The organism is Psychromicrobium ferritrahens (genome assembly GCF_043789415.1).
Lineage (GTDB): Bacteria > Actinomycetota > Actinomycetes > Actinomycetales > Micrococcaceae > Renibacterium.
Genome location: NZ_JBDLLW010000002.1, coordinates 33,587 through 59,214, shown reverse-complemented (window position 1 = coordinate 59,214; position 25,628 = coordinate 33,587). Strand labels below are relative to the sequence as shown.

Annotated in this window: 24 protein-coding genes; 14 read left to right on the top strand and 10 right to left on the bottom strand. The window is 61.6% G+C overall.

Annotated elements, in window-relative coordinates; translation table 11 throughout:
- The 5 genes from ABDK06_RS10005 to secG all read left to right on the top strand — a co-directional run bounded on the left by ABDK06_RS10005 (position 1) and on the right by secG (position 3,650).
- Complete coding sequence (locus ABDK06_RS10005) at positions 1 to 1,026, top strand: ABC transporter substrate-binding protein (RefSeq protein ID WP_394940882.1); 1,026 nt, start codon at positions 1 to 3, stop codon at positions 1,024 to 1,026.
- Between the two features lie 43 nt (positions 1,027 to 1,069).
- Complete coding sequence (locus ABDK06_RS10000; protein ID WP_394940881.1) at positions 1,070 to 2,044, top strand: ABC transporter substrate-binding protein; 975 nt, start codon at positions 1,070 to 1,072, stop codon at positions 2,042 to 2,044.
- A gap of 78 nt (positions 2,045 to 2,122) precedes the next feature.
- Positions 2,123 to 2,524: a hypothetical protein gene (locus ABDK06_RS09995; RefSeq protein ID WP_394940880.1), complete on the top strand. Its 402-nt coding sequence runs from the start codon at positions 2,123 to 2,125 to the stop codon at positions 2,522 to 2,524.
- Entirely contained in the window at positions 2,521 to 3,336 is an 816-nt protein-coding gene (gene tpiA / locus ABDK06_RS09990) for a triose-phosphate isomerase (RefSeq protein ID WP_394940879.1), read from the top strand. The genes ABDK06_RS09995 and tpiA overlap by 4 nt, the downstream gene beginning before the upstream one ends.
- A gap of 56 nt (positions 3,337 to 3,392) precedes the next feature.
- Positions 3,393 to 3,650: a preprotein translocase subunit SecG gene (gene secG, locus ABDK06_RS09985; protein WP_179387972.1), complete on the top strand. Its 258-nt coding sequence runs from the start codon at positions 3,393 to 3,395 to the stop codon at positions 3,648 to 3,650.
- A 112-nt stretch (positions 3,651 to 3,762) separates the two neighbouring features.
- Here secG and pgl read toward each other — a convergent pair whose 3' ends face one another.
- The 6 genes from pgl to tkt are packed head-to-tail and all read right to left on the bottom strand — an operon-like array spanning position 3,763 to position 11,974.
- On the bottom strand, positions 3,763 to 4,593 hold the full coding sequence (gene pgl, locus ABDK06_RS09980) for a 6-phosphogluconolactonase (RefSeq protein WP_394940878.1): 831 nt from the start codon (positions 4,591 to 4,593) through the stop codon (positions 3,763 to 3,765).
- Positions 4,590 to 5,531, bottom strand: a complete 942-nt coding sequence (locus tag ABDK06_RS09975) for a glucose-6-phosphate dehydrogenase assembly protein OpcA (protein WP_394940877.1) — start codon at positions 5,529 to 5,531, stop codon at positions 4,590 to 4,592. The genes pgl and ABDK06_RS09975 overlap by 4 nt, the downstream gene beginning before the upstream one ends.
- Complete coding sequence (gene zwf / locus ABDK06_RS09970) at positions 5,528 to 7,102, bottom strand: glucose-6-phosphate dehydrogenase (RefSeq protein WP_394940876.1); 1,575 nt, start codon at positions 7,100 to 7,102, stop codon at positions 5,528 to 5,530. The genes ABDK06_RS09975 and zwf overlap by 4 nt, the downstream gene beginning before the upstream one ends.
- A gap of 7 nt (positions 7,103 to 7,109) precedes the next feature.
- The gene (locus tag ABDK06_RS09965) at positions 7,110 to 8,726 is read right to left on the bottom strand and encodes a glucose-6-phosphate isomerase (RefSeq protein WP_394940875.1); all 1,617 of its coding nucleotides are present in this window, start codon (positions 8,724 to 8,726) and stop codon (positions 7,110 to 7,112) included.
- Position 8,727: 1 nt separating this feature from the next.
- Positions 8,728 to 9,846, bottom strand: a complete 1,119-nt coding sequence (tal, locus tag ABDK06_RS09960; RefSeq protein ID WP_394940874.1) for a transaldolase — start codon at positions 9,844 to 9,846, stop codon at positions 8,728 to 8,730.
- Between the two features lie 7 nt (positions 9,847 to 9,853).
- Positions 9,854 to 11,974, bottom strand: coding sequence for a transketolase (gene tkt / locus ABDK06_RS09955; protein WP_394940873.1), 2,121 nt, complete (start codon positions 11,972 to 11,974; stop codon positions 9,854 to 9,856).
- 224 nt (positions 11,975 to 12,198) lie between these two features.
- On the opposite strand from tkt, the gene ABDK06_RS09950 reads away from it, so the two are divergent.
- The gene (locus ABDK06_RS09950) at positions 12,199 to 13,122 is read left to right on the top strand and encodes a heme o synthase (RefSeq protein ID WP_394941302.1); all 924 of its coding nucleotides are present in this window, start codon (positions 12,199 to 12,201) and stop codon (positions 13,120 to 13,122) included.
- Positions 13,123 to 13,328: 206 nt separating this feature from the next.
- Here the strand turns inward: ABDK06_RS09950 and ABDK06_RS09945 are convergent, their stop codons facing one another.
- From ABDK06_RS09945 to ABDK06_RS09935, 3 genes are read right to left on the bottom strand one after another with little or no spacing between them, the layout of a single operon-like run.
- Positions 13,329 to 14,246: a COX15/CtaA family protein gene (locus tag ABDK06_RS09945; RefSeq protein WP_394940872.1), complete on the bottom strand. Its 918-nt coding sequence runs from the start codon at positions 14,244 to 14,246 to the stop codon at positions 13,329 to 13,331.
- Between the two features lies 1 nt (position 14,247).
- Positions 14,248 to 15,027, bottom strand: coding sequence for an ABC transporter permease (locus tag ABDK06_RS09940; RefSeq protein WP_394940871.1), 780 nt, complete (start codon positions 15,025 to 15,027; stop codon positions 14,248 to 14,250).
- A complete protein-coding gene (locus ABDK06_RS09935) occupies positions 15,024 to 15,995 on the bottom strand; it encodes an ABC transporter ATP-binding protein (RefSeq protein WP_394940870.1) in 972 nt (323 codons plus the stop codon). Before ABDK06_RS09935 ends, ABDK06_RS09940 begins: the two co-directional genes overlap by 4 nt.
- Positions 15,996 to 16,087: 92 nt before the next feature.
- Here ABDK06_RS09935 and ABDK06_RS09930 point away from each other — a divergent pair, with 92 nt between their 5' ends.
- From ABDK06_RS09930 to ABDK06_RS09900, 7 genes are all read left to right on the top strand, one after another.
- Positions 16,088 to 18,055 carry a penicillin-binding transpeptidase domain-containing protein gene (locus ABDK06_RS09930; protein ID WP_394940869.1) on the top strand — a complete coding sequence of 656 codons (1,968 nt, stop codon included), beginning with the start codon at positions 16,088 to 16,090 and terminating at the stop codon, positions 18,053 to 18,055.
- 123 nt (positions 18,056 to 18,178) lie between these two features.
- Complete coding sequence (locus tag ABDK06_RS09925; RefSeq protein ID WP_394941300.1) at positions 18,179 to 18,919, top strand: helix-turn-helix transcriptional regulator; 741 nt, start codon at positions 18,179 to 18,181, stop codon at positions 18,917 to 18,919.
- Positions 18,919 to 20,391 carry a Fe-S cluster assembly protein SufB gene (gene sufB / locus ABDK06_RS09920; RefSeq protein WP_394940868.1) on the top strand — a complete coding sequence of 491 codons (1,473 nt, stop codon included), beginning with the start codon at positions 18,919 to 18,921 and terminating at the stop codon, positions 20,389 to 20,391. Before ABDK06_RS09925 ends, sufB begins: the two co-directional genes overlap by 1 nt.
- A 39-nt stretch (positions 20,392 to 20,430) precedes the next feature.
- Positions 20,431 to 21,618 (top strand): Fe-S cluster assembly protein SufD, encoded by a 1,188-nt coding sequence (sufD, locus tag ABDK06_RS09915; protein WP_394941298.1) that lies wholly within the window; start codon positions 20,431 to 20,433, stop codon positions 21,616 to 21,618.
- Positions 21,619 to 21,957, top strand: coding sequence for a non-heme iron oxygenase ferredoxin subunit (locus ABDK06_RS09910; protein WP_394940867.1), 339 nt, complete (start codon positions 21,619 to 21,621; stop codon positions 21,955 to 21,957).
- Positions 21,958 to 21,997: 40 nt separating this feature from the next.
- Positions 21,998 to 22,774 carry a Fe-S cluster assembly ATPase SufC gene (gene sufC / locus ABDK06_RS09905; RefSeq protein WP_394940866.1) on the top strand — a complete coding sequence of 259 codons (777 nt, stop codon included), beginning with the start codon at positions 21,998 to 22,000 and terminating at the stop codon, positions 22,772 to 22,774.
- A gap of 41 nt (positions 22,775 to 22,815) precedes the next feature.
- On the top strand, positions 22,816 to 23,133 hold the full coding sequence (locus tag ABDK06_RS09900) for a metal-sulfur cluster assembly factor (protein ID WP_394940865.1): 318 nt from the start codon (positions 22,816 to 22,818) through the stop codon (positions 23,131 to 23,133).
- 471 nt (positions 23,134 to 23,604) lie between these two features.
- On the opposite strand, the gene ypfJ is transcribed toward ABDK06_RS09900, so the two are convergent.
- Positions 23,605 to 24,519: a KPN_02809 family neutral zinc metallopeptidase gene (ypfJ, locus tag ABDK06_RS09895; protein ID WP_394940864.1), complete on the bottom strand. Its 915-nt coding sequence runs from the start codon at positions 24,517 to 24,519 to the stop codon at positions 23,605 to 23,607.
- An 89-nt stretch (positions 24,520 to 24,608) separates the two neighbouring features.
- On the opposite strand from ypfJ, the gene galE reads away from it, so the two are divergent.
- Positions 24,609 to 25,625, top strand: coding sequence for a UDP-glucose 4-epimerase GalE (gene galE / locus ABDK06_RS09890; RefSeq protein WP_394940863.1), 1,017 nt, complete (start codon positions 24,609 to 24,611; stop codon positions 25,623 to 25,625).
- The last annotated feature ends 3 nt before the right edge of the window (positions 25,626 to 25,628 follow it).

Genomic DNA, 25,628 nt, shown 5'->3' with positions numbered 1-25,628 from the left:
ATGAAGAACCATCGAAAGCGGCCACTCAGCACAGCGCTGCGATTCTTAACCGGAAGCTTGTCAAACTCCGGTTCCGCCACATCGAGGAGCCGTTTCGGCAGGGTCCTGGCGTTCAGCTGCTTACCGGGCTTGCTCGTGCTGAGCCTGGCAGCGTGCGGCACCGCCGATCCGGTGAGCATCTCCTCCCCGGTGGCCTCCGGCGTTCAGATCAACACCGGTCCCGAGCAGAACCGGATTCGCAGCCAGCAGGACTCCGAGGCGGCGAAGCTACTACCCGCTGCCATCAAGCAGCGCGGCACCTTGGTAGTAGCCACCACAGCGGGCACCCCTCCGCTGAGCTTTCATGCCTCTGACGATCGAACCGTGATTGGATCGGAGATCGATCTGGCTCAGCTCGTGGCCGATAAGCTCGGCTTGAAACTTGAGCTTCAGGTGACCTCCTGGGAGAGCTGGCCCTTGAAGACCCAGTCGGGGGACTATGACGCGGTGTTCTCCAATGTGGGCATCAACTCGGAGCGCAAGAAGCTGTTCGATTTCGCTCCTTACCGAGCGGCCTATATGGGATTCCTGGCCACCGATGGCTCGGCCCTGAAGATTTCCTCCGCAGAGGACATCTCAGGTTTGAAGATCGCGGTCGGCGCAGGGACCAATCAGGAGAAAATTCTGCTGGCCTGGAACGCGCAACTGGAAAAGGAATCGAAGAAGCCCGCCGAACTGGTGAATTTCGGTACTGCGAGCGACACCTTGCTGAGCCTGCAGGCCGGACGCTTGGATGTCTCCCTACAGCCTTACCCCAGTGCGGTGTATCAGCAGAACACCAGTCCAGGGCTCAAGATCGTCGGTCAGATCAACGCTGGATGGCCGAATGAAACCTTGGTGGCTGCCACCACCGCGAAGAACAATGGCTTGGTCGGTGCCTTGAGCGCCGCGATTAACTCCTCCATTGACGACGGCAGCTACCACCAGGTGCTAGCCCGCTGGGGGCTCAGCAACGAAGCCATTCCCAGCTCGATCGCTGTGCGCTGAACCATACCTGTGCGCTGAACCATACCTAGGAAAGGACCTCGACATGAAGAACAAAGTATTCGCCGCCGTGATGTTCGTTGTGGCCCTCATGCTGCCGGCGCTCGCCGGCTGCGCAGATCCAGGGACCGGCAAACAGCCAACGAGCGGCGCCGGCGCGCAGGAGATCTCGCCGAATCCGGTGAGTGAGGCCGATAAGGCTGAACCGATCAGAACTCAGCTCAATGCGCAGGCCCAGGATCTGCTGCCCGCCGCTATCAAAACTCGGGGCACTCTGGTGGTGGGCAATGCTCCCGGCACAGCTCCGTTGAGCTTCTATGCCGCTGATAATAAGACGGTAGTGGGTTCCGATCCGGCTTTTGCGCAGTTACTGGCGGACGCCCTCGGACTCAAACTGGTGCTGCAGCCCACCAGCTGGGCTGACTGGCCGCTGGGGGTCAGCTCGGGCAAATATGATGTGGTGCTTTCCAACGTCACGGTGACTGAAGAGCGCAAGGAAAGATTTGATTTTTCCAGTTACCGCAATGACACCCTGGGTTTCTACGCTCGTTCAGATAACAGCCTCACCAAGATCAACGGACCCGCCGATGTCGCGGGTAAGAAGATCATTGTGGGCACCGGGACCAACCAGGAGAAGATCCTGCTCAACTGGGACGCGCAGAACAAGGCGAAGGGGCTACCCGCGATTGAGTTTCAGTACTACGACGACGATTCGGCCAGCGAACTCGCCCTGCAGTCCGGCCGGGCTGATTTGACCTTCGGACCCAACGCCACGGGAGCTTATAAAGCCGCGGTGACCAGGAAGACCAAGTTGCTGGGCCTGGTGCCGGGAGGCTGGCCGGTGACCGCTGAGATCGCGGTGACCAGTAAAAAAGGTGCTGGTCTGGTCGATGCCACTACGGCGGCGTTGAACGGGCTGATCAAGGATGGCAGCTATCAGAAGGTACTGGAACGCTGGGGGCTGAGCAGCGAGGCGATCACCGCTTCCCGCAGCAACCCGCCGGGTCTGCCGAAGTCCTAGGGCTGCCCTTAGCCGGTGAATGCACCCAAAACCCCGCCTTGCCCGGGTTCGAGGGGCATCTGTGGGTAAGGTGGACCGATGAGCCATAGCCCTATCGACTCGGACGTTCAGACCGCGGGGCTGCGAAAATACACCCCCACAGCCGTCTGGGTCAGTGCCCTTCTCGCCATCGTGCTGGTGACTTTTCCAGCCGTAGGCGTGGCTTATGGGCTGGCCTCGATTCCGCATACGGACCGCGGCTGTGGGGCAGACTCCGGCCCGATCTGCGGTGATCACGAGATCAATCTCAACCTCTCACTCTTCGGGGGAGCCGTGATCTGGGCGCTCCTGCTGCTGGTCGTTTTAAGCGTTGTTCTAGGAAACCTGGCTGCACGTCGTCCCTTACGGTACTGGCCATGGTTGCTCACGGTCCTCGGCTATTCTTTCGCCGTGGTCGGGGTAGCCTTCTTGGTCTTCCGGGCAGATAGGATACTAAGGTGACCACTTCAACGAACGGTAAATTCGACCGCGCCCCCTTGATCGCCGGCAACTGGAAAATGAACATGGACCACGTCCAGGGCATCACCTTGCTGCAGAAACTGGCTTGGACGCTTTCCGATGCCAAGCACGACTACTCACGGGTGGAGGTCGCGGTCTTCCCTCCCTTTACCGATCTGCGCGGAGTGCAGACCCTGGTGCAAGGCGATCAGCTCAAGGTGGTCTACGGCGCCCAGGATCTTTCTGATCAGGATTCAGGTGCATATACCGGGGACATCTCCGGAGCCTTCCTCTCCAAGCTGGCCTGCCGTTATGTGCTGGTCGGGCACAGCGAGCGCCGGACCATTCACGGTGAGACGGATGAACTGCTCAACCGCAAGCTGCATGCCGCCTACCGGCATCAGCTTGTCCCGGTGCTCTGCCTCGGTGAGGGCTTGGAAATCCGCCAGGCCGGCACTCACGTGGAGCACACCCTAGCTCAGCTGCGGGCCGACGTCGCGGGCTTGAGCGATGAGCAGGCCGCTGAACTGGTGGTGGCGTATGAACCGATCTGGGCGATCGGTACCGGCGAGGTAGCCGGGCCACAGGACGCTCAGGAGATGTGCGCCGCGATCCGTGCGGAACTCGCTGAGATTTTTGACGGCGCGGTCGCGGAGAAGACCCGTTTGCTCTACGGTGGTTCCGTCAAAGCGAATAATGTTGCGTCCATTTTGCGTGAGCGTGACGTCGATGGTGTTCTCGTCGGCGGGGCGAGCTTGGATGTGGCTGAATTTGCTAATATTGTTAGGTTCGAGTCACATTTGCTGACTGATTGATCTGATTCGTCTGGTTTACTGACCCGGAATTGACCGGGCACCTCGGAAGGGCAACTGTGCAAGTTCTTACCATCATTCTGCAGATACTGCTGGGCATCACCTCGCTGCTGCTCACCTTGCTGATCCTGCTGCACAAAGGACGTGGTGGTGGCCTCTCCGATATGTTCGGTGGCGGTATGTCGTCCTCGCTCGGCTCTTCAGGTGTAGCGGAGCGCAACCTGAACCGCTTCACGGTCATCCTGGGCCTCACCTGGGGAGTGGTGATCGTCGCTCTCGGCTTGGTGATTAAGTTCAGCGCGGTGGCACCCAGCTAGGCAACACAAGTTTAAAGCGAAGGTCCCGTTCAACAACTTGTTGAACGGGACCTTCGCTTTAACAGATTTTCGCGATAGCGCGTTGGGAGGATGGTCGCAGAAGAACGGGTGCCTAGCTAGCGCCGCCCAGGAAGAGGTTTTCCGGAACCTTGGCTGCGGCGTCCTGGTCGATCAGCCAGAGCGTCTTGACCCGGCCCGCCGGGCCAGCAGCGGGCACCTGCACCGGGTTAGCTCCGGCGAGAGCCAGACCGACAGCTCCGGCCTTATCGGGACCAGCGACCACCATCCAGATCTCCTGTGCCGAATTGATCGCTGGTAAGGTCAGGGAAACCCGGGAGGGCGGTGGCTTGGGTGAGTTCTCCACCCCCACCACGAGGGCATCCCGCACCCGGATCCCCGCCATTTCCGGGAAAAGCGAGGCAATATGACCATCCGGCCCGATGCCCAACAGCAGGACGTCGAAACGCGGTAGAGCCTGCCAGGTGATCGCCGTGGTATCGAGGTTCTCGGACGTGTCATCCGGATGCTCAGCTGCCGCGGCCAGAGCCAGCTGCTGGGCGTAGTTCTCAGCCGCCGCCTGGGAATCGGCGAATTCCTCGGAACCACCCATCCGGTGCACCCTCGCCGGGTCAACACCGATCTTGGAAAGTAGCACCTCTTCGGCTTGGTGCTCATTGCGATCGGCATCCCCAGCGGGCAAGAACCGTTCGTCGCCCCACCAGAAGTTGACCTTGGACCAGTCGACGGCCGGGCAGGCGGGGGAGTCCACCACCGCTTTGAGGGTCGCGATGCCCACCGTCCCACCGGTCAGCACCACGGTTGCCTCACCCCGTTCGTTCTGCACATCGAGCAGTTTGGTGATCAGCCGAGCAGCCGTGGTGGCGGCCAGCACATCGAAGCTGGGGTGAATATTAATCCGAATGGGTCCGGGTGCTGAGCTCATTGAGCTACCTCACGCTGTTCATTGGCCAGCAAACTGGTCAGGCCTTCGGTGATGACCTCGCCGAAGACCTCATCGGGGTCGAGCCGGCGAAGTTCTTCAGAGAGACAGTCCTGTAGAGAACGCCGCGGGAGTGAAATATGCTGCACCGGTTGCCCGGGCTGGGTCAGGGTCGCTTCCTGCGTTCCCGGGCGGAGCAATTCAATCGAACCAGCCGCGCGTTCCAGCACTACCCGGCGAATACCGGTGCCCGCAGGATCCTCGATCACCTTTGTGGGTACCTTGAGCGCCCGATGCAGCCAAGCCGCTAGCAACAGGGTGCTGGGCGAATCAGAGGCGCCTTCCACGAGCAGTGAAGTGACGGGCTCGTCATCCAGCTGATCGAAAGCGGCGGCCAGCTGGATGCGCCAGTTGGTCAGCCGGGTCCAGGCCAGATCGGTATCGCCTTCGGCGTAGCTCTTGCTGATGTGCAGCAACGCCTCCCGTGGATTGGGCTCATTGGCGGAATCGGTGATCCGGCGATGCGCGATCTTCCCGATCGAGGTCCGGGAGGCGACCTCCGGAATGCCGTGCGGCCACCAGGCCACGATCGGAGCGTCTGGCAGCAGCAGGGCGGAGACCAAAGATTCGCTCTGCTTGGCCAGTTCACCGTACCCGTGCAGCACTACCACCTCAGAGGCACCGGCGTCACCACCGACTCGGATCTGGGCATCCAAACGGGTTTCGTCCTGCTCTGAGGCATCAGACAGCACGATGATCCGGCAGGGGTGCTCACGACTGGCCAGATTAGCTGCCTCAATGGCCTCTTCCTCATAGCCGCTTTTGGTCAGTACCACCAAGGTCAGCACGCGGCCCAGGGTGACGACGCCACCCTGCTCGCGCATCGACTGGATCTCCTTGGAGACTTTCGACGTCGTCGTATCGGGTAGATCAATAATCACGGCCTTCTCCAGCTTCGTCCATCGCGCGCCATCAGTTCATCTGCCGAAGCCGGGCCCCAGCTTCCCGGGGGATAGGCTTCGGGTTGCTTGCCTTCTTCGGCCCAGTACTTCTCGAAGGGATCCAGGATCTTCCAGGACAGTTCCACCTCTTGATGCCGCGGGAACAGCGGCGGTTCGCCGAGCAGCACGTCCAGGATGAGCCGTTCATAGGCTTCAGGGCTGCTCTCGGTGAAGGCATGACCATAGCCGAAGTCCATGGTGACATCGCGGACTTCCATCTGGGTGCCCGGCACCTTGGAGCCGAAGCGGATGGTGACGCCTTCATCGGGCTGCACCCGGATCACCACGGCGTTCTGGCCGAACTCATCCTCGTTGTGGTCGGTGAACAGCAGATTCGGGGCCTTTTTGAAGACCACCGCGATCTCCGTCACGCGTCGGCCGAGCCGTTTGCCGGTGCGCAGGTAGAACGGCACCCCGGACCAGCGCCGGGTGTTGATGTCGAGCCGGACGGCGGCATAGGTCTCGGTGGTGGAATCAGCGGGGATGCCCTCTTCTTCCAGGTACCCGAGCACCTTCTCGCCGCCCTGCCAACCGCCCGCGAATTGCCCGCGAGCGGAGTGCGTGGAGAGATCTTCAGGAAGTTTGACGGCGGCCAGCACCTTCTCCTTCTCCGCGCGCAGATCCTCCGCGTTGAAGGAGATAGGCTCCTCCATTGCGGTCAGTGCGAGCAGCTGCAGCAGATGGTTCTGGATCACATCGCGCGCCGCGCCGACTCCGTCGTAATACCCCGCACGACCACCGGTGCCGATGTCCTCGGCCATGGTGATCTGCACGTGATCGACGTAATTCGCGTTCCAGATCGGTTCGAAGAGCTGATTGGCGAAGCGCAGCGCCAGCAGGTTCTGCACCGTTTCCTTGCCCAGGTAGTGATCGATCCGGAACACCGAATCCGGCGGGAAAACAGATTCCACCACGTCATTGAGCGCCCGAGCCGATTCCAGATCATGCCCGAAGGGCTTCTCGATCACCACCCGGCGCCAGTGCTCCGGTGTCGACTGGGCCAGACCGTGCTTGGAGAGCTGACGGCAGACCAGATCGAAAGCCTTCGGCGGAATCGACAGGTAGAAGGCGTGGTTCCCACGGGTACCACGGTCCGCGTCGAGTTCCTCCAAGGTCTCCTTGAGCCGGTTGAAAGCGTCGTCGTCGTCGAACTCACCCTGTACGAAGCGGATGCCTTCGAGCAGTTGATTCCAGACCGCCTCGTCGAAGGGGGTCCGAGAGTGCGCCTGGACGGCCTCTTTGACCTCCTGGGCGAAGTCCTCGTTCTCCCACTGCCGGCGGGCGAAGCCGACCAGAGCGAAACTCGGCGGCAGCAACCCACGATTGGCCAGGTCATAGACGGCCGGCATGAGCTTCTTGCGAGAAAGATCGCCGGTCACGCCGAAGATCACCAGCGAGGATGGCCCGGCGACTCGGGAGAGCCTGCGGTCCCTCGAGTCGCGCAAGGGATTGCCGTGATTGGTCTTGACGGTAGATGAGGCAGCCTGCGTGGCCGCCGCGGTATCAGTCATGTGCTTTTTAGGCTTCCTGTTGCAATTGCGCGATCACGGCTTCCAGCTGAGCCACGCCGTCGGCACGTTCAGTGAGATGCAGTCTAAGGACCGGGCGGCCATGCTCAGCGAGTACCTGGGCATCGCCCGCGGCTTGCGCCTCGATGAGCTGCCCGAAGCTGAACGGCCGATCTGGAATCGCTAGATCTTCGGTGGCCGCCGCGGTGACCTGCAAAAAGACGCCGATCGCTGGGCCGCCCTTATGGAACTGACCGGTGGAGTGCAGGAAGCGAGGCCCCCAGCCAAAAGTCACCGGGCGGTTCGTGATAGCGGCCAGCTGGTCACGGACTCCGGCCAGCGAGGCATGGGTCAGCCGATCGAAATAGGCCTGCACGCTGAGGTATCCATCGCTGCTGAGCTCGCCGAACAGTGCCTTCAGGGCTTCCGAGACGGTACTGGCCGAACCGAGCCAATCGCCGCCGCGCACCTCAATGGCGCCATCGGTGAAGTTGGCCGCGACCGGTTCCGGACGGGCGTCGAGCAAGCCGCGGGCGGCCTTCTTCGCTGCCTCGACATCGGGCTGATCGAAGGGATCGATGCCGAGCAAGCGGCCTGCTACCACCACCGCGAACTCCCAGAGCATCATCTGCGCGCCCAGGCTACCGGAGAGCACGACCTGATCGCCTACCGGATCGACGTCCGAGTCCTGAGCCACCAGACGGACCACCAGCACGTCGCTGGCACCCGAGGTCACCTCGGGGGAGTCGGGGTCGGCGACCACCGGGAGTACCCCGGTACCGAGCTTGCCGGTGGACTCGGCGATCAATTGCTCAGCCCAGTCTGCGAAGCCGATGATGCCGGAGCCCTCATCGACGATCACGATCTTGTTACGCAGCGGATTGGTGCCGCCGAGCGCGCTGCCCAGGCCCAAGCCCAGATTATCCGCGTCGTTATCGCGCAAGACCTCGCCGGCCTCTTCGGCGTCGTCGAGCAGAGACTGGATGTCCACTCCAGCCAAGCCTGAGGGCACCAGACCGAAAGCGGTGAGCGCCGAATAGCGGCCGCCGACGTTCGGGTCAGCATTGAAGACGGCGCGATAACCGGCCTCACGGGCCGAGGCGTCGAGCGGCGATCCCGGGTCGGTGACCACGATGATCCGGCGCTTGGCATCGATCCCAGCAGCGGTGAACTCTTGCTCGAAGATGCGGCGCTGGGAATCGGTCTCCAGCGTGGAACCGGATTTCGAGGAGACTACCAGTGCGGTTTCCGCCAGCCGGTCCTTCACGGCGTCGCGCACCTGCTCCGGGTCAGTGGAATCCAGCACGGTGAGCTCGACACCCGCCGTCTTAGTGATCACCTCGGGGGCGAGCGAGGAGCCACCCATCCCGGCGAGCACGATGTGATTGACGCCTTCGGCTTGCAGTTCGGCGCGCAGCGCCAGGATCTGCTCGACCAAAGAAGCGGAGATAGCGGGTGCTTCAACCCAGCCCAGTCGGATGGCGGCTTCGGATTCGGCGTCCTTACCCCAGAGCGTGTGATCCTTGGCGAAGATCCGCGACGCGACCTCGTCCGCCACCAGAGCGGGCAGATGCAGATCAGCTGCGGCGAGAGCAGCCCCGCTGGCTGCAAAGGAAAGACTTGACATCTCAGGCTCCTTTAGCGCTGTTGAGGGCCTGCTGAACGTCTTCGAGCAGTTCTTTCCAACTGGCCACGAATTTCTCCAGGCCTTCTTTCTCCAGCAGCGCGACGACGTCGTTGTAGTGCACGCCGAGCCCTTCCAGAGCGTTCAATACAGCGTTCGCCTCGTCATAGTGCGCGGTGACGGTGTCGCCAGTGACTACTGCGTGGTCGTAGGTGGCGTCCAGGGTCTTCTCCGGCATTGTATTGACCACGTTCGGTGCCACCAGCTCGGTGACGTACAGGGTGTCCGGGTAGGCCGGATCCTTCACGCCGGTGGAAGCCCAGAGCGGACGCTGCGGCAGCGCTCCGGCCTCGGCGAGCAGCTTCCAGCGCTCGGAGCCGAACTGCTCCTGGTAGATCTGGTAGGCCAGCCGGGCGTTCGCGACCCCAGCCTTGCCCTTGAGCGCGGCGGCCTCTTCGGTGCCTAAGGCGGTGAGCTGCTTATCGATCTCGGTATCCACCCGGGAGACGAAGAAGGAGGCCACGGAATGGATCTGCGAGAGGTCGTGGCCGTTTTCCTTGGCCTTCTCAATGCCGACCATGAAGGCGTTGATCACGGCGCGGTAGCGTTCCAGTGAGAAAATCAACGTGACATTGACGCTGATCCCGGAGGCCAGGGTCTCGGTGATCGCTTCCAGGCCCTCCAGGGTTGCCGGAATCTTGATATGCACATTGGACTTATTGACGGCGGCGTGCAGGCGCTGTGCCTCGGCGATGGTGCCCGCGGTGTCCCAGGCCTTGCGCGGGTCGACCTCGATGGAGACCCGGCCATCCACGCCCTTGCTCGCCTCGGCGACGGGGGCGAAGAGATCGCAGGCATCGGCGACGTCGCGAGTGGTGATCTCGAAGACCGCGGTCTCCACATCGGCACCGCGGGCAGCGAGTTCAGCCACCTGAGCGGCATAGGACTCACCCTTGGAGATCGCGGCCTGGAAGATCGAAGGGTTGGTGGTCACACCGACCACATTCTTCTCGTCGATCAGCTTCTGCAAGCTTCCGCTGGTCAGTCGCTCGCGGGAAAGGTCGTCGAGCCAGATGGAAACTCCGGCTCCCGACAGTTGCGCTGTGGGGGTTTGCTCAGTCATTGCTCTCCTAAGATGCTGCTGCGATAGAGTCTTTGGCCGCTGCCGCGACCGCTTCTGTGGTGATGCCGAACTCGGCGTACAGGCGCTTGTAATCCGCGGATGCTCCGAAGTGTTCCAAGGAGATGGAACGCCCGGCGTCACCGACGAATTCCCGCCAGGGCAAAGCCAGTCCGGCTTCGACGGAGACCCTGGCTTTCACGCCACTGGGCAGCACCGATTCGCGGTACTCAGCATCCTGTTTGTGGAACCACTCGATAGAAGGCATCGAGACCACCCGGGCGGCGATTCCCTCAGCGGCCAGAGTTTCGCGGGCCTGCACGGCGAGCTGAACTTCAGAACCGGTGCCGATCAGTACCACATCGGGGGTCACCACGGCGCCGTCGCGGACGGCTTCAGCCAGCACGTAGCCGCCGCGCAGCACGCCCTCAGCGGAACCGAATTCAGTGGCTGTGGCGGTGCCGCTGCCGCGCTGGTAGGTCGGGATGTTCTGTCGGGTGAGCACGATGCCCGCCGGGTTGTCCCGATTTTCCAGAATGCCGCGCCACGCCTGGGCAACCTCATTGGCATCACCTGGGCGGACCACGTCGAGTCCTGGAATGGCGCGCAGGCTGGCCAGCTGCTCCACCGGCTGATGGGTGGGGCCGTCTTCACCGAGACCGATTGAGTCGTGGGTCCAGACGTAGATGCTGGGTACGCCCATCAGCGCGCCGAGTCGGATCGCGGGGCGCTGATAATCGGAGAAGATCAGGAAGGTGCCGGAGAAGGCACGGGTCGGCCCGCCGAGGTGGATGCCGTTGACGATCGCGGCGGCAGCCTGCTCACGGATGCCGAAGTGCAATACCCGGCCATAGGGATTTCCGGACCAAGCGTTGGTCTGCCGGTCATTCGGCACGAAGGACGGAGCACCCTCAATGGTGGTGTTGTTCGACTCGGCCAGATCACAGGAACCGCCCCAGAGCTCGGGGAGCTCGGCGGCCACGGCGTTGATCACCTTACCGGAGGCAGCCCGGGTGGAGACCTCTTTGCCTGCTTCGAACTCGGGCAGTGCAGCGGTCCAGTTCTCCGGAAGCTCGCCCGCCTCGATGCGAGCCAGCAGCTTGGCGTCCTCCGGGTGCGCTGCCTGCCAATCGGTGAAGGCCTGATTCCAGGACCGGTGGCTGGCGGCACCACGCTCCACCACCTGGCGGGCGTGGGCTAGCACCTCGGGATCGACCTGGAAGGTCTTCTCCGGGTCGAAGCCCAGAACTTTCTTCAGGCCGGCGAGTTCGTCCTTGCCCAGTGCGGAGCCGTGGATCTTCCCGGTGTTCTGCTTGGTCGGCGAAGGCCAGCCGATCACGGTGCGCAAAGCGATGATGGAAGGCTTCGAGGTCTCATTCTTGGCCTCGATGAGCGCCTGGTAGAGCCCGGCGACGTCCTCGACGTATTCACCAGTCTTGGTCCAATCCACGCGCTGCACGTGCCAACCGTAGGCCTCGTAGCGCTTGAGCACGTCTTCGGAATAGGCGATATCGGTATCGTCCTCGATCGAGATGTGGTTCTGATCGTAGAGCACCACAAGGTTGCCGAGTTCCTGATGGCCCGCAAGCGAGGAAGCCTCGGAAGTGACGCCTTCCTGCAGATCGCCGTCGGAGGCGATCACCCAGATGTTGTGATCGAAGGGACTGGTGCCGGGAGCGGCCTCGGCATCGAAGAGCCCGCGCATCCGGCGCTGGGAGTAGGCGAAGCCGACCGAGGAGGCCAGGCCCTGGCCGAGCGGCCCGGTGGTGATCTCCACACCCTTGGTGTGCTTGTACTCGGGGTGTCCCGGGGTCAAAGAGCCCCAGGTGCGCAGAGCTTCCAGATCACTCAGTTCCAGACCATAACCAGAGAGGAAAAGCTGAATATAGAGCGTCAGCGAGCTGTGCCCGGGGGAGAGAATGAAACGGTCCCGACCGGTCCACAGGGGATCCGCGGGGTCGTGGTTCAGCAGTCTCTGAAAGATCAGATAAGCAGCTGGTGCTAGAGACATCGCGGTTCCGGGATGGCCATTGCCAACCTTCTCCACCGCATCAGCGGCCAACACGCGAATGGTGTCAACCGCTTTTTTGTCTAGCTCGGTCCATGAAAATTCTTGGGCTTGCTGTGGCATTGAAACTGTGCCCTCTCTTACGAATATCGTGCATTCTTGAACTCCGGTTTCCAGCTTAGTGCTTAAGCTGTGTGCCCTCCGCAACTCTGGGGCGTCTGACTCGTCACACACAGCTTCCTCGGAGTCAGATGCCCATCATCTGGGCGTATAGAATGAAGGAAGATTACTAGCTGCACAGGAAACATGGGTGAGACGTGCGCGTGACGCAGACTGCAACGACGCCGATGGAGCAGACGACTCCGCAGAAGTTGAGCTTCGGTTCCAAAGCCAAGGCTTATCTGGCATTGACCAAGCCTCGGGTGATTGAACTCTTGCTGGTCACCACGCTGCCCACGATGATCTTCGCGGCAAGGTCCTTCCCCGATATCTGGCTCATCGTAGCCACCATGGTGGGCGGTGCTTTCGCTGCGGGCAGCGCCGGGGCGTTCAACTGCTATATCGACCGTGATATCGATAAAGTGATGCACCGCACGGAGAACCGTCCGCTGGTCACCGGGGCGATCACCCCGCGCGAAGCGCTGGTTTTCTCCTGGGCGCTCGGCGTGCTCTCCATCGTGATCCTCTGGTTCGGTGCCAATCCGCTCTCCGGGGTGCTCGGTGCGGCCGCGATCTTCTTCTACGTCGTGGTCTACACCCTGGTGCTCAAACGGCGCACCGCGCAGAACATCGTCTGGGGTGGCATCGCGGGCTGTATGCCGGTGCTGATCGCCTGGGCTGCGGTGACGAATAAGGTTGAATGGCCTGCCATCATCCTTTTCATGATCATCTTCCTCTGGACCCCTCCGCACTACTGGCCGTTGTCGATGCGGTACAGCGAGGATTACAACGCCGCAAAGGTTCCGATGCTCGGAGCTGTTGCGGGAGCCCAGATCGTCTCTGTCCAGGTGGTGCTCTACGCCTGGGCGATGGTGGTCTGCTCCTTGCTCATGGTGCCGCTGGGGCATGCGGGCATCGTCTACACCGCAGTGGCGGTAGCGGCCGGGGCATGGTTCTTGATTGAGGCGCATCGCCTGTACAGCAAGGCAAGCCACGACACGCTGACCAATAAGAGTGCGATGAAGGTCTTCCACGGCTCGATCAGCTATTTGACCCTGGTCTTCGTAGCTCTCGCCGTCGACCCCTTTATCGGCCTGCCCTTGATGGGCTAACCCTCCCTTTTCCCATCAACTTCCCCTATCTGTTTCCTTGCTGGTTCCTTGCTTGCCTGTTTTTTGGCCAGCTATCCCACCGAGTGTTATATGAGTGGCTGATGTGGCAGAAAACCGTTGACTTCTATAACACCAGCAACATTCAGTGGGACAGCTGGTTGAGGTACGGAGCGGTTGTGGATTGAGTAGAGGCGTGAAGTTTTGGACTAGGCCTGACGGCGGGAGCGCAGTGCGACGTCGGCCAGGTTGGTGCCTGCGGCGAGCAGCGCGGCAGCGCCCAGCATGTGCAGGCCGACCAGTAGGATCGGCAGGCCGGTGAAGTACTGGGTAAAGCCGATCACCGCTTGCAGCAGCACTCCGGCCAAAAGCCATAGCGCTGCGGAACGCACCAGATCGCCGCGACCGCGCTTCCAGCACAGCACAATGAGTAACAGGGTGCAGGCGACCAGCAGATAGACAGGGAGCGCATGAATCCTGGTGATCAGTTCCGGGTCTAAACCATTGCGCGGCGCATTGGCGTCTCCGGCGTGCGGGCCTGAACCGGTCACCGCAACCCCGAGAATGACAGCCAGGTACACCAGCACCGCTGACGTCAGGGCCAATTGACGCAATGTGCTGCGTACCGGCTTCTGACTTTCCGGCGGGCGGCTGTAGGCGCGGTTGACCAGCAGCATGGAGAGCACCACCAAAGTGGCGGAGACCAGGAAGTGCAGGCCCACCACCCAGGGGTTGAGCTTGGTCAGTACCGTGATGCCGCCCAGGATTCCTTGCGCCGGGATGCTCGCCAGCAGACCGAAGGAGAGCCAGAACATCTCTGGGCGTTCCTTGCGTATCCGCAGCAACGAGATCAGCATGGCCGCCGCGACCACCGCCAGGACGAAGGTCAAGGTCCGGTTACCGAATTCGATGAAGCCGTGAATGCCCATCTCCGGGGTGTTCACCAGGGAATCGGTGGTGCATTTGGGCCAGGTCGGGCAGCCCAGACCGGAGGAGGTCAGTCGAACTGCACCGCCCGTGCCGACCAGCACGATCTGGCCGATCAAGGAGGCGATTGACAGCCGCCGCACGGTGCTGTTCACCGTCGTCGGGAGTTTGGCCGTCAACGACCGATACAAGGTGCTCATCTCAACTCCATTTGAACCATTTCACAGCGGCCACGGAGGCGACCACTGCCCAGACCAGCAGCACGAGCACTGCGAAAATATTGAAACTTCCCTGCAACATAGCCGACCTCATGGCTTCCCCCAGTGCACCGGAGGGCAGATACTGCACAATATCTGCCATCAGACCCGGGGAGCGATTCGGCGGCAGCACGATTCCGCCCAGTGCGCCGAACAGGATCCAGAGCAGGTTGGTCAGCGCCAATGTCGCCTCGGGACGGGCTGTGCCAGCGATCAATAGGCCGAGGGAAGTGAAAGACAGCGCGCCCAGAATGAGCAACGGGATACCGAGTAAGATGCCCGGAAAATTCGGCTGCCAGCCGAGCAGCAGCGCCACCACACCGATCACCACGACCTGGATCACTAGCACCGCTAAAACAGCAATCACTTTTCCGGCGATCAATCCGCCCCGGCCCAGCGGTGTGGTGGAAAGGAAACGCAACACACCGTATCGCCGGTCGAAGCCGGTCGCAATGCCCTGGCCGGTGAAGGCCGTTGACATAGCGCACAATGCCAGAATGCCCGGGGCGGCAATATTGATCCGACTGTGGCCGAGGTCGTCGAGCAGGGGAGTGACCACCAGGGCGATCAGGCCGAGCAGCGGCAGCACGACGGCCAGGATCAGCTGTTCACCATTGCGCAGCATCGTGACTGTCTCATAGCGACTCTGCAAGATGATGCGACGAGCCAAAGAAACTGGGCTGGAGTGCGAAACCGGCCTGGGCGGCTGACGTTGGCTGCTCACTTCTTCGCCCTTTCCGCTTCCGCCGTAGAGGCGATCTCCAGGAAGACGTCCTCCAGGGAGTGCGAGGCCAGATTGATGGACGTCGGCATCACCCGATGCTCCGCCCACCAGGTGCTCAGGGCAACGAGGTCCTCGGCTTGGAGAGCTCCGCTGAGGGTATAGGAGCCGGGGCGGGTTTCAGTCAGTTGCAGCGAAGGCCGCAGCGCCGGTGCGATCTGCAAACCCGCTTCGGCGTCGAAAGTCAGAGTCCTGTTTGACTGGCTCTGGTCGGCTGCGCTCAGCAGTTCAGGGACCGTGCCCTCGGCAACGGTGTGCCCGTCATCGATGATGTACACGTAATCAGCCAGCCGTTGTGCATCGTCTAGCAGGTGAGTGGTCAGGACGACGGCACGGCCCTCGGCACGAAGACGCCGGATCAGATCGAAGACCAGCTGCCGTGACTGCGGATCCAATCCGGCGCTCGGTTCATCGAGGAAGACGATCTCCGGTTTGCCGACGAGGGCGGCGGCCAGGGCGACCCGCTGTTTCTGGCCTCCTGAAAGCCTGCGGATAGTCGCATTCTCGAAGGAAGCGATATCCAACAGCTCAACCAGTTCGGCGACCGGCCAAGGGTCCAGATACATTCCCGCCACATGTTGCAGCAGTGGAATGGGACGCATGGAAGGTGGCAAACCGCCGTCCTGCAGCATCACGCCCACTCTGGCGCGGAGCGCGGCGTCGGCCTGCTCGGGATCCTGACCGAGCAGCGAGATGGTGCCGCCCTGCCGGTTCTGCAAGCCTTGGGCACATTCCAAGGTGGTGGTCTTCCCGGCGCCATTGGAACCCAGCAGCACCGTCACTTGGCCGAAGTGCGCGGTCAGCGAGAGATCGCTGATCACGCGCTTCATTCGACCGTCGAGCGCTGGGACGGGCCCGACATCTTTGACGAGGCCATCGATGACGAGGGCGGGGGAAGAGGCGTCGGGCACGCCTTACAGTCTACGACACTGTTTTCTACAACGAGTAGTACGGGGTTATCGCGGGGAGCTTTGGCATACTAGATCACGTGCAGACCCCAAGAATGCGTACTTTGAAGACCCTGGCTTTGGCCCTCCCCGCGGTGTTGCTTGCGATCACCCTGAGCTCTTGCGACGGCGGAGACAACGGCGCGAAAGCCGCCGCGCAGAAGCTGGTGGACGCCCTCAACGCTGAGGATTTCGCCGGGGTCAACTTCGCGGACGGGGTGAGTGCTGACTCCGCCACGGATTCCTTCAAGAAGCTGGTAAAGCCCCTGGGTGATCTCAAGCCCAAGGTGAGTCTAGGCTCAGTCGAGCCCGATAAAGACAATAAGGACAAGGTCACCGCAACCCTCAACTACGCCTGGGACTTCGACGCCGGGAGCTGGCAGTACAACAACACCGCGAGGCTCACTCGCAACGATAAGAACTGGAGCACGCCCTGGTCAGCTCAATTGGTGATTCCGAATTTCACCGAGGGCAATGAGCTTCAACTGCAGAGCGCCCCGGCGCAGCGCGGGAAGATCCTGGGCGACGGCGGCCAGGTCCTGGTAGAGGACAGGCCGGTGCTCTCGGTCGGTATCGACAAGACGAAAGTGCCCGCCGCAGATCAGGCGGCTTCCGCCCAAGCCCTCGCCACCTTGGTGAAGATCGACCCGGCGGCCTATGCCAAGCAGGTCAAAGACTCCGGACCGCAGGCCTTCGTGGAGGCTATCGTGCTGCGGGATGACGCGGACCGCACGGTGACGGATCAGCAGATCAGTGCGATTGCCGGGGCCGTGGCGCTCAAGCAGACCCTGCCGCTGGCTCCGAGCAGAAGCTTCGCCCGGGCGGTGCTGGGCACCGTCGGTCCGGCGACCGCTGAACTGATTGAGAAATCCAAGGGTCGGCTGAAAGTCGGGGATATCACCGGACTGAGCGGCTTGCAAGCTCAATACGATCAGCAGCTGGCGGGCACCCCTGGCATCCAGGTCGTTGAGAAGGATCCGAAAGCCGCCGCCGGCACCGATCCTCGGGTGCTCTTCAGCACCGAGGCCAAAGCCGGCGCAGATCTGAAGACCACGCTGAACTTGAAAGCACAGAATCTCGCTGAGTCGGTGCTCGCTGACAGCACAACGGCCGCCTCGGTGGTCGCGATCAGGCCTTCCACCGGGGCGATCATTGCCGCCGCCAACAGCCCCGGCAGCAATGGCTATGACACCGCTTTCCTGGGCCAGTACGCTCCCGGCTCGACCTTCAAAACGGTGACCTCGCTGGCCTTGATCCGTAAGGGGATGACCCCCGAGAGTATCGTCTCTTGCGAACCCCTGGTCTATGCGGGCGGTACCAGCTTCAAAAATGAACCGTATTACCCCCAAGCCCATACCGGACAGATCCCTCTGAAGGACGCTTTCGCGCATTCCTGCAACACGGCCTTCGTCTCCAATGCACAAAAGCTTACGCAGCAGGATCTGGCCAGCGCGGCGGCCAGTCTCGGAATCGGGGCGGGCGCGGAGTCGGAGTTGGGAATTGACGGATTCCCGGGGAATGTCAAGCTCTCCGGCACCGACGCTGAGCATGCCGCCTCGATGATCGGCCAGGGCACCGTCTTGGCTTCGCCGTGGACCATGGCTGGAGTTGCGGCGAGTGTTTCGCATGGCTCTCTGGTCAAACCGAAGCTCGTTGAGCGGAGCCCCGATTCTTCGGCTCAGAGTTCCACCACGCCGTCCGCGACGCCGTCCAGCAGCTCGACCGGAGCCGCCACACCGGTGATCCCGTTGAGCGCGGCTGAGGTTGCTGCTTTGAAAGAGATGATGGCCGCGGTGGTGACTAGCGGACACGCCGCAGTTTTGCAGAACCTGCCCGGAGGCGCCGTGATTGCTAAGACCGGCACCGCCGAGTATGGCAATGAAAAGCCACCGAAAACTCACGCCTGGATGATCGCGGCACAGGGCGATCTGGCGATCGCGGTCTTCGTTGACGACGGCGGATTCGGTGCCGGAACCGCGGGCCCCATCGCCGCCAAATTCATCACCGGGATGGCAGCAAAATAGCCGTGTGGCAGGCATCACTGCGGTGAAAGGTCTGCCTTACTAGCTGGCGGGAATCTATTAGGACATAATTATGTTGTGTATTCCGTGACGGTTAATTCTCAGGCGGTAGCTGCCGTCGAGGTACTGGCGGGAACGGTTACTCCGCAGGGCAGCCCAGACAATGACGAGCGAACCCGTGATCGGGTACGCGGCGCCGTGCTGGAACACGGCCCGGTGAGCGCGACCCAGCTGGGCAGAATGCTCGGACTCACTCCGGCGGCGATCAGGCGTCATCTCGACCAGCTGGAGAAATCCGGTGTGATCGAAGTCAAACTGGTGCGTGGCAGTGGCACCGGGGCAGGTCGCCCGGCCCGCCGCTATGTGCTTTCCAGCCAGGGGCAGTCCGGACTGGGTAATGACTATCTGCAGATCGCCCGGACCGCGCTCAAGCAATTGATCGCCGCTAATGGTCCCGGTGCGGTGAAGGCCTTCGCGGAAGATCGATTTTCGGCGATGAAGGAACGCTATGCGCCGCTCCTCGCCGAAGCCGGTGACGATGTTGTGCGCCGGGCGGAGATCCTTTCCGCGGCGCTCAGCGCGGACGGCTATGTCGCCTCAGCGCAGCAATTGCAAGCCAGCGGGCCGCTGCAAGCCGTGCAATTATGCCAGGGGCATTGCCCCGTGCTTGAACTAGCGGCGGAATATCCAGAATTCTGCGAGGCGGAGACTGAGGCTTTCTCTCAGCTACTTGGCCTCGATGTGCGCAGACTCTCCACCCTGGCTAGTGGTGGACACGTCTGTACCACGCATATACCTACCGGTCGTCCCTCAACAGAGGGCGGCCCGGAACAGGCAAGGCTCGACTTGCTAGAAAGGCAGTTGTGATGACAGATCAAATAATCAATGAGGCCACCGATGCGCTGGCTTCCGACGGGGTGATCACCGACATCCTGGAGCGCAATCCGGAGCTGGAAGGCATCGGTAACTACGCCTTCGGCTGGTCGGATAAGAACGAGGCGAGCGAGAACGCCCGTCGCGGGCTGAGCGAAGAGGTCGTCCGCGATATCTCAGCGAAGAAGAACGAGCCGCAATGGATGCTTGATCTGCGCCTCAAGGGTCTGAAGTACTTCGACCGGAAGCCCATGCCCAATTGGGGTGCCGATCTTTCCGGCATCGATTTCGATAACATTAAATACTTTGTCCGCTCTACCGAGAAGCAGGCGGAGAGCTGGGAAGACCTGCCGGAGGACATCCGCAACACTTACGAGAAGCTGGGCATCCCGGAGGCGGAGCGCAATCGCCTGGTCTCCGGCGTCGCCGCGCAGTACGAGTCCGAGGTGGTCTACCACCAGATCCGTGAGGACCTGGAACAGCAGGGCGTCATCTTCCTGGACACCGATACCGCGCTCAAAGAGCACCCGGAGATCTTCCAGGAGTACTTCGGCACCATCATTCCGGTGGGCGATAATAAATTCGCCTCGCTGAACACCGCTGTCTGGTCCGGTGGCTCCTTCGTCTACGTGCCGCCGGGCGTGCACGTGGAGATCCCGCTGCAGGCTTACTTCCGGATCAACACCGAGAATATGGGCCAGTTCGAGCGCACCCTGATCATCGCCGATGAGGGTTCCTACGTGCACTACATCGAAGGCTGCACCGCGCCGATCTACACCTCCGACTCACTGCACTCCGCCGTCGTCGAGATCGTGGTGAAGAAGAACGCCCGCGTTCGCTACACCACCATCCAGAACTGGTCGAACAATGTCTACAACCTGGTGACTAAGCGCGCCATCGCGCACGAAGGCGCCACCATGGAGTGGATCGATGGCAATATCGGTTCCAAGGTGACCATGAAGTACCCGGCGGTCTACTTGGTGGGGGAGCACGCCAAGGGTGAGACGCTGTCCATCGCCTTCGCGGGCGAAGGTCAGCATCAGGACACCGGTTCCAAGATGGTGCACATCGCACCGAACACCAAGTCCTCGATTATCTCCAAGTCGGTGGCCCGCGGCGGTGGCCGTGCCGCCTACCGTGGTCTGGTGCAGATCCGCGAGGGCGCAGAGCACTCGGCTAATACGGTGCGCTGTGACGCCCTGCTGGTGGACACCATCTCGCGCTCGGACACTTACCCCTATGTGGATATCCGCGAGGACGATGTCTCGATGGGGCACGAGGCCACGGTCTCCCGGGTCAGCGAAGAGCAGCTCTTCTATCTGATGTCCCGTGGTATGCCCGAGGACGAGGCAATGGCGATGATCGTGCGCGGCTTCATCGAGCCGATCGCCCGTGAACTGCCGATGGAATACGCGCTGGAGCTGAACCGGCTGATCGAACTGCAAATGGAAGGCTCTGTGGGTTAAGTGGAGAGGCTAGTAGTGAGCACCCCGGTGATCGCCGGAATGAGTGAAGAGGGCGAGACCCTGCTCGATTCCAAAGTGGACAAGCACCACAGCCACGGCACTGAAGTGATGGCTTCGCGCGCCGAGCGGCTGACCAGCCAGCGCGTGGAGGACTTCAAGGTCCCCAGCGGTCTGGAAGAAGAATGGCGCTTCACGCCGGTGAAGAAGCTCAAAGAGTTCTTCATCGATGTCGACGCCGGTGCCGAGGCTTTCAGCACGGCCCTCGAAGGCGCAGAGCAGCTCAGCGTCTCCACGCTGTCAATCGGCCAATCGCCCCGCGGTATCGCTCTGGTTCCCGCGGACCGCGCCGCGGCGGTGGCTTCCGCCCATACAGCTGAGGCGACCTTCCTGGACATCCCGGCGAACGCCGAACTCAGTGAGCCGGTCAAGCTGACTGTCACCGGACAGGGCGCGGGCCAGCGAGCCAATGCGCATTACGTGGTGCGGGCTGGGGCCAATTCCCGCGCTGTAGTCATTTTCGATCATCGGGGAACCGCTGATTTCAGCGGCAACCTCGAAGTGATCGTCGGTGAAGGCGCTGAGCTGACCGTGGTCAGCGTGCAGCGCTGGGACGACGAGGCCAAGCACCTCGGCCAGCACGACGCCGTGGTCGGCAAGGACGCTAAGTACAAGCACGTCGCTGTCTCCTTAGGCGGCGCGTTGATCCGGCTCAATGTGAACGCACGCTACACCGGTGAAGGCGCCGAGGCCGAGTTGTTCGGGCTGTACTTCGCCGACGCTGGCCAGCACCTGGAACACCGCACCTTCATCGACCACAATGTGCCGAACTCGAAGTCCAATGTGCTCTATAAGGGTGCCCTGCAGGGCACTGACGCGCACACCGTGTGGGTCGGCGACGTACTGATCCAGAAGCAGGCGATCGGCACTGACAGCTACGAGAAGAACCAGAATCTGATCCTGACCGATGGCGCCCGCGCCGATTCGGTACCGAACCTGGAGATCGAGACCGGTCTGATCGAAGGAGCCGGCCATGCCAGCTCCACTGGCCGGTTCGACGACGAGCACCTGTTCTACCTGATGGCCCGTGGCATCTCCGAGCGCGATGCCCGTCGCCTGGTGGTCCGTGGCTACCTCAACGAAGTGATCCAGAAGATCAAGGTTCCGGCCCTGGAAGAGGAACTCGCCGAGGCCTTGGAACGCGAACTCGAGGCTTCGGGGGCGTTGTAAATGGCAGCTGAACTGGTGTGCCGGGTGGACGAGGTGGCGGTTAAAAGCGCGCTGCGCGTTGAGATTGACGACGTCCCGGTGGCTATCGTGAAGGACTCCGAGGGCGTGCTGCACGCCATCGGCGACACCTGTTCGCACGCCGAGATCTCGCTCAGCGAGGGAGACGTCGAGGGCTGCACCATTGAATGCTGGGCACACGGATCGAGCTTTGATCTGAAGACCGGTGAGCCACTCACCCTGCCTGCCTACGAACCGGTGCCGGTCTTCGAACTGAAGACGGTCGGTGACGAGGTTTATGTCGATATTTCTACTGTCCTCAACGGCGTCGAACCCGAGTAATCGGACTTTTAAGAACTGACTTTTAGCGAAAGAAGAAGATATGTCCACCCTGGAAATCAAGGACTTGCACGTCAGCATTGAGACGGAGCAGGGCAAGAAGGAAATCCTCAAGGGCGTCAGCCTGGTGATCAACACCGGTGAGACGCACGCCATCATGGGCCCTAACGGCTCCGGCAAGTCAACCCTGGCCTCCACCATCGCCGGTCATCCGCGCTACATCGTCGACTCGGGTTCGATCACCCTGGACGGCCAAGACGTGCTGGAGATGAGCGTCGACGAACGTGCTCGCGCTGGGCTCTTCCTGGCCATGCAGTACCCGGTGGAGATTCCCGGTGTCACGATGAGCAACTTCCTGCGCACCGCCAAGACGGCTATCGACGGCGAAGCCCCCGCGCTGCGCACCTGGACCAAGGACGTCAAGGCCGCGATGACTCAGCTGCGGATCGACACCGAGTTCGCTCAGCGCAATGTCAACGAGGGTTTCTCCGGTGGTGAGAAGAAGCGCCACGAGATCTTGCAGCTCGAGCTGTTCGCACCGAAGTTCGCGGTGCTCGACGAGACCGATTCGGGTCTCGACGTCGACGCGCTCAAGATCGTCTCCGAGGGTGTCAACCGCGCTCAAGAGGGTGGAAATATGGGCACCCTGCTGATCACTCACTACACCCGGATTCTGCGCTATATCAAGCCGCAGTTCGTGCACGTCTTCGTCGACGGCAAGGTTGCCGAAGAGGGCGGACCCGAGTTGGCTGACCGGCTCGAAGAAGAGGGCTACGACCGTTTCCTGGCTGCCGGTGCTTCCGCAGCCACCGAGGCCTGAGCCGACTCACGGATCACCAGTTCACGAAGAAGGTAGACACTATGGCTGCAACAGTGGAACTCCCCGAGCTTGAAGAAGCGCTCAAGGATGTCATCGACCCCGAACTTGGCGTCAATGTGGTGGACCTGGGCTTGCTCTATGATCTCAAATACGCCGAGGACGGCGCCTTGCTGCTCGATATGACCCTCACCACGGCGGCCTGCCCGTTGCAGGACGTGATTGAGGAGCAGGTGGAGAACGCCCTCGGCAGCCTGGTCGATGAGTGGCGGATTAACTGGGTCTGGATGCCGCCGTGGGGTCCCGAGAAGATCACCGAGGACGGCAAAGACCAGATGCGGGCCCTCGGCTTCAATATCTAGTTCTCGAGTTCGGTGGGCGGGCATCTGATGATGCCCGCCCACCGTTGTTTAAGCCGTTGTGTGATGCTGGCGTCTGGTAACCGTCCCACTGAAACCGGCACTTATCGAAACCTCGTTCGCTGAAATCGACCCCATTATTGAAACCAGGCCCCAGCGAAACGAGGGTTCAGTGAAACGCGGGTTCAGTGGGCCATGGTGACTATAGCCCGGCGAATCGGCTTTACGGTGGGCTCTGGTAGATGGTTTCTGTGCAGCGTTGAGAGTTCCGTCTGCGGAATCCCCAGAGCCTGGCCTCACTGTGAAACCCTGCCTCATCGGAACTTGGCCCCACTGAATCACTCGTTCACTGGGCCATAGTGACCATAGCCCACTGAATCTGCTTTACAGTGGGCTCCGCTATCTCAGCTACCCGGAAAGAGACGGCGGGGGAAAAGATGACGGTGACGCTCCAGCGCAGCGACGCCCGAGAAGCTACGGGGTGCGCACCGAGAAGGTGTCGCACTTCGCTACATCGCCGTTCTGGTAACCGATGGTCAGCCACTTCTGGCGTTGTGCGCTGGAGCCGTGCGTCCAGGACTCTGGGTTGGTGCGCCCGGTCGCCGCTTTCTGGATCCGGTCGTCACCCACCGAGGAAGCCGCCGACAGCGCATCGTTCAGATCTTTCTGGCTGAGCGGCTTGAGGAAGGGCTGCCCGGTCGCCGGGTCCTTTGTGGTGGAGGCGTATTTCATCCAGATTCCGGCGTAGCAGTCTGCTTGCAGCTCGACCCTGACCGATCCGGAACTGGCGCCCTGCGGGTCGTCCTGGGCGTTGGAGATGCTGCCCAGGTTGTCCTGCACATGGTGGCCGAACTCATGAGCCACCACGTACTCCTGAGCCAGCGGTCCGCCCGATGAACCGAAGCGGTCAACTAACTCCTGGAAGAATCCCGGATCGAAGTAGGCGATTTTATCTGCCGGGCAATAAAACGGTCCGACGTCGGTGCTCGCCGGGCCGCAGCCGGTGCTGACCTGACCGTCGAAAAGCACGGTTTTAATCTGGGTGTACTTTGCCCCTCGCTGCTTCAAATAGCCGGGCCAAAAAGCATTCAGGCTGTTCGCGGTGGCGGTGATCCGGCAGTCCAGACGGTTATTGGCATCCGCTCCTGTTTTGCACTCATTGGCGCCTCCGCTGGCTACCGGTCCGGCGGGCTGCTGCTGAGCCTGGCCGCCGTCCACCGCGTCTACCAAACCGTTCAGCACGCCCGAGTTGATGCCGAAGTACCCACCGACCAGCAGGATCAGTGCGCCGACGATGCCGATTCCGGTTTTACCGCCTCGGCCCATCCCGGAACCTCGACGGTCTTCCACCTGCGAGGGGTCAAGTTGTGCGCCTTCGTTAAAACTCATGGACCAAGGATGCCACAGCAGTACCGTGCGGTAATATTCTGACGGCAGAAGTTATTGGGGAAACTTAAACAGAAGGCAGTCAGCACATCGTGAAAATTCTGGTCACCGGCGGCGCGGGATACATCGGCTCGCACACCGTGCTCGCACTCTTGGAACGCGGCCACCAGCTGGTCGTGGTGGACAATCTCCTCAATTCCTCGGTGGAATCACTGCGCAGAGTCCAGGAACTTTCCGGCAAAGCCGTGAGCTTCCACGAAGTTGACCTGCTGGATGAAGCCGCCCTAGAGCAAGTTTTCGTGCAGGAATCCCCGGAGGCTGTGATCCACTTCGCCGGCTTGAAGGCGGTGGGGGAGTCGGTAGCTGAGCCGCTGCTCTACTACCGGAACAACCTGATCGGCACTCTGCACCTATTGCAGAGCATGAAGAACCACGGTGTGAAGAAGCTGGTCTTCAGTTCCTCAGCGACGGTTTACAGTGCGACGGCGAATAGCCCGCTAATCGAGAAAGCCGAGCTGGGTGCCACCAATCCCTACGGCCGGACAAAGCAGCAGATCGAGGAGATCCTGAGCGATCTGGGCAAATCTGATCCGGAGTGGGGGATCGCCCTGCTGCGCTATTTCAACCCGGTGGGAGCACATCCCTCGGGCCGGATCGGCGAAGACCCCAGTGGCGTTCCCAACAACTTGGTGCCCTTTGTTGCCCAAGTAGCGGTGGGACGGCGCGAAAAAGTCACAGTGTTCGGCAATGATTACCCGACGCCCGACGGCACCGGAGTGCGCGACTACATTCACGTCGTCGACCTGGCCGAAGGGCATCTGGCGGCCCTTGAATACCTTACGAAGAACGACGGTGTCTACCGCTGGAACCTGGGCACGGGTCGTGGCTACTCGGTGCTCGAAGTCATCGCCACTTTCCAGAAGGTCTCGGGGCGCACCATCGACTATGTGATCGGTGCCCGTCGACCGGGCGACTTGGCTACCAGCTTCGCCGATGCTTCGGCCGCGCTGGCCGATCTGAGCTGGTCTGCCGCTAAGGATCTCGAAGAGATGTGTGCTGACCACTGGCGCTGGCAAGAGAACAACCCGCAGGGCTATCAAGACGCCTAACCG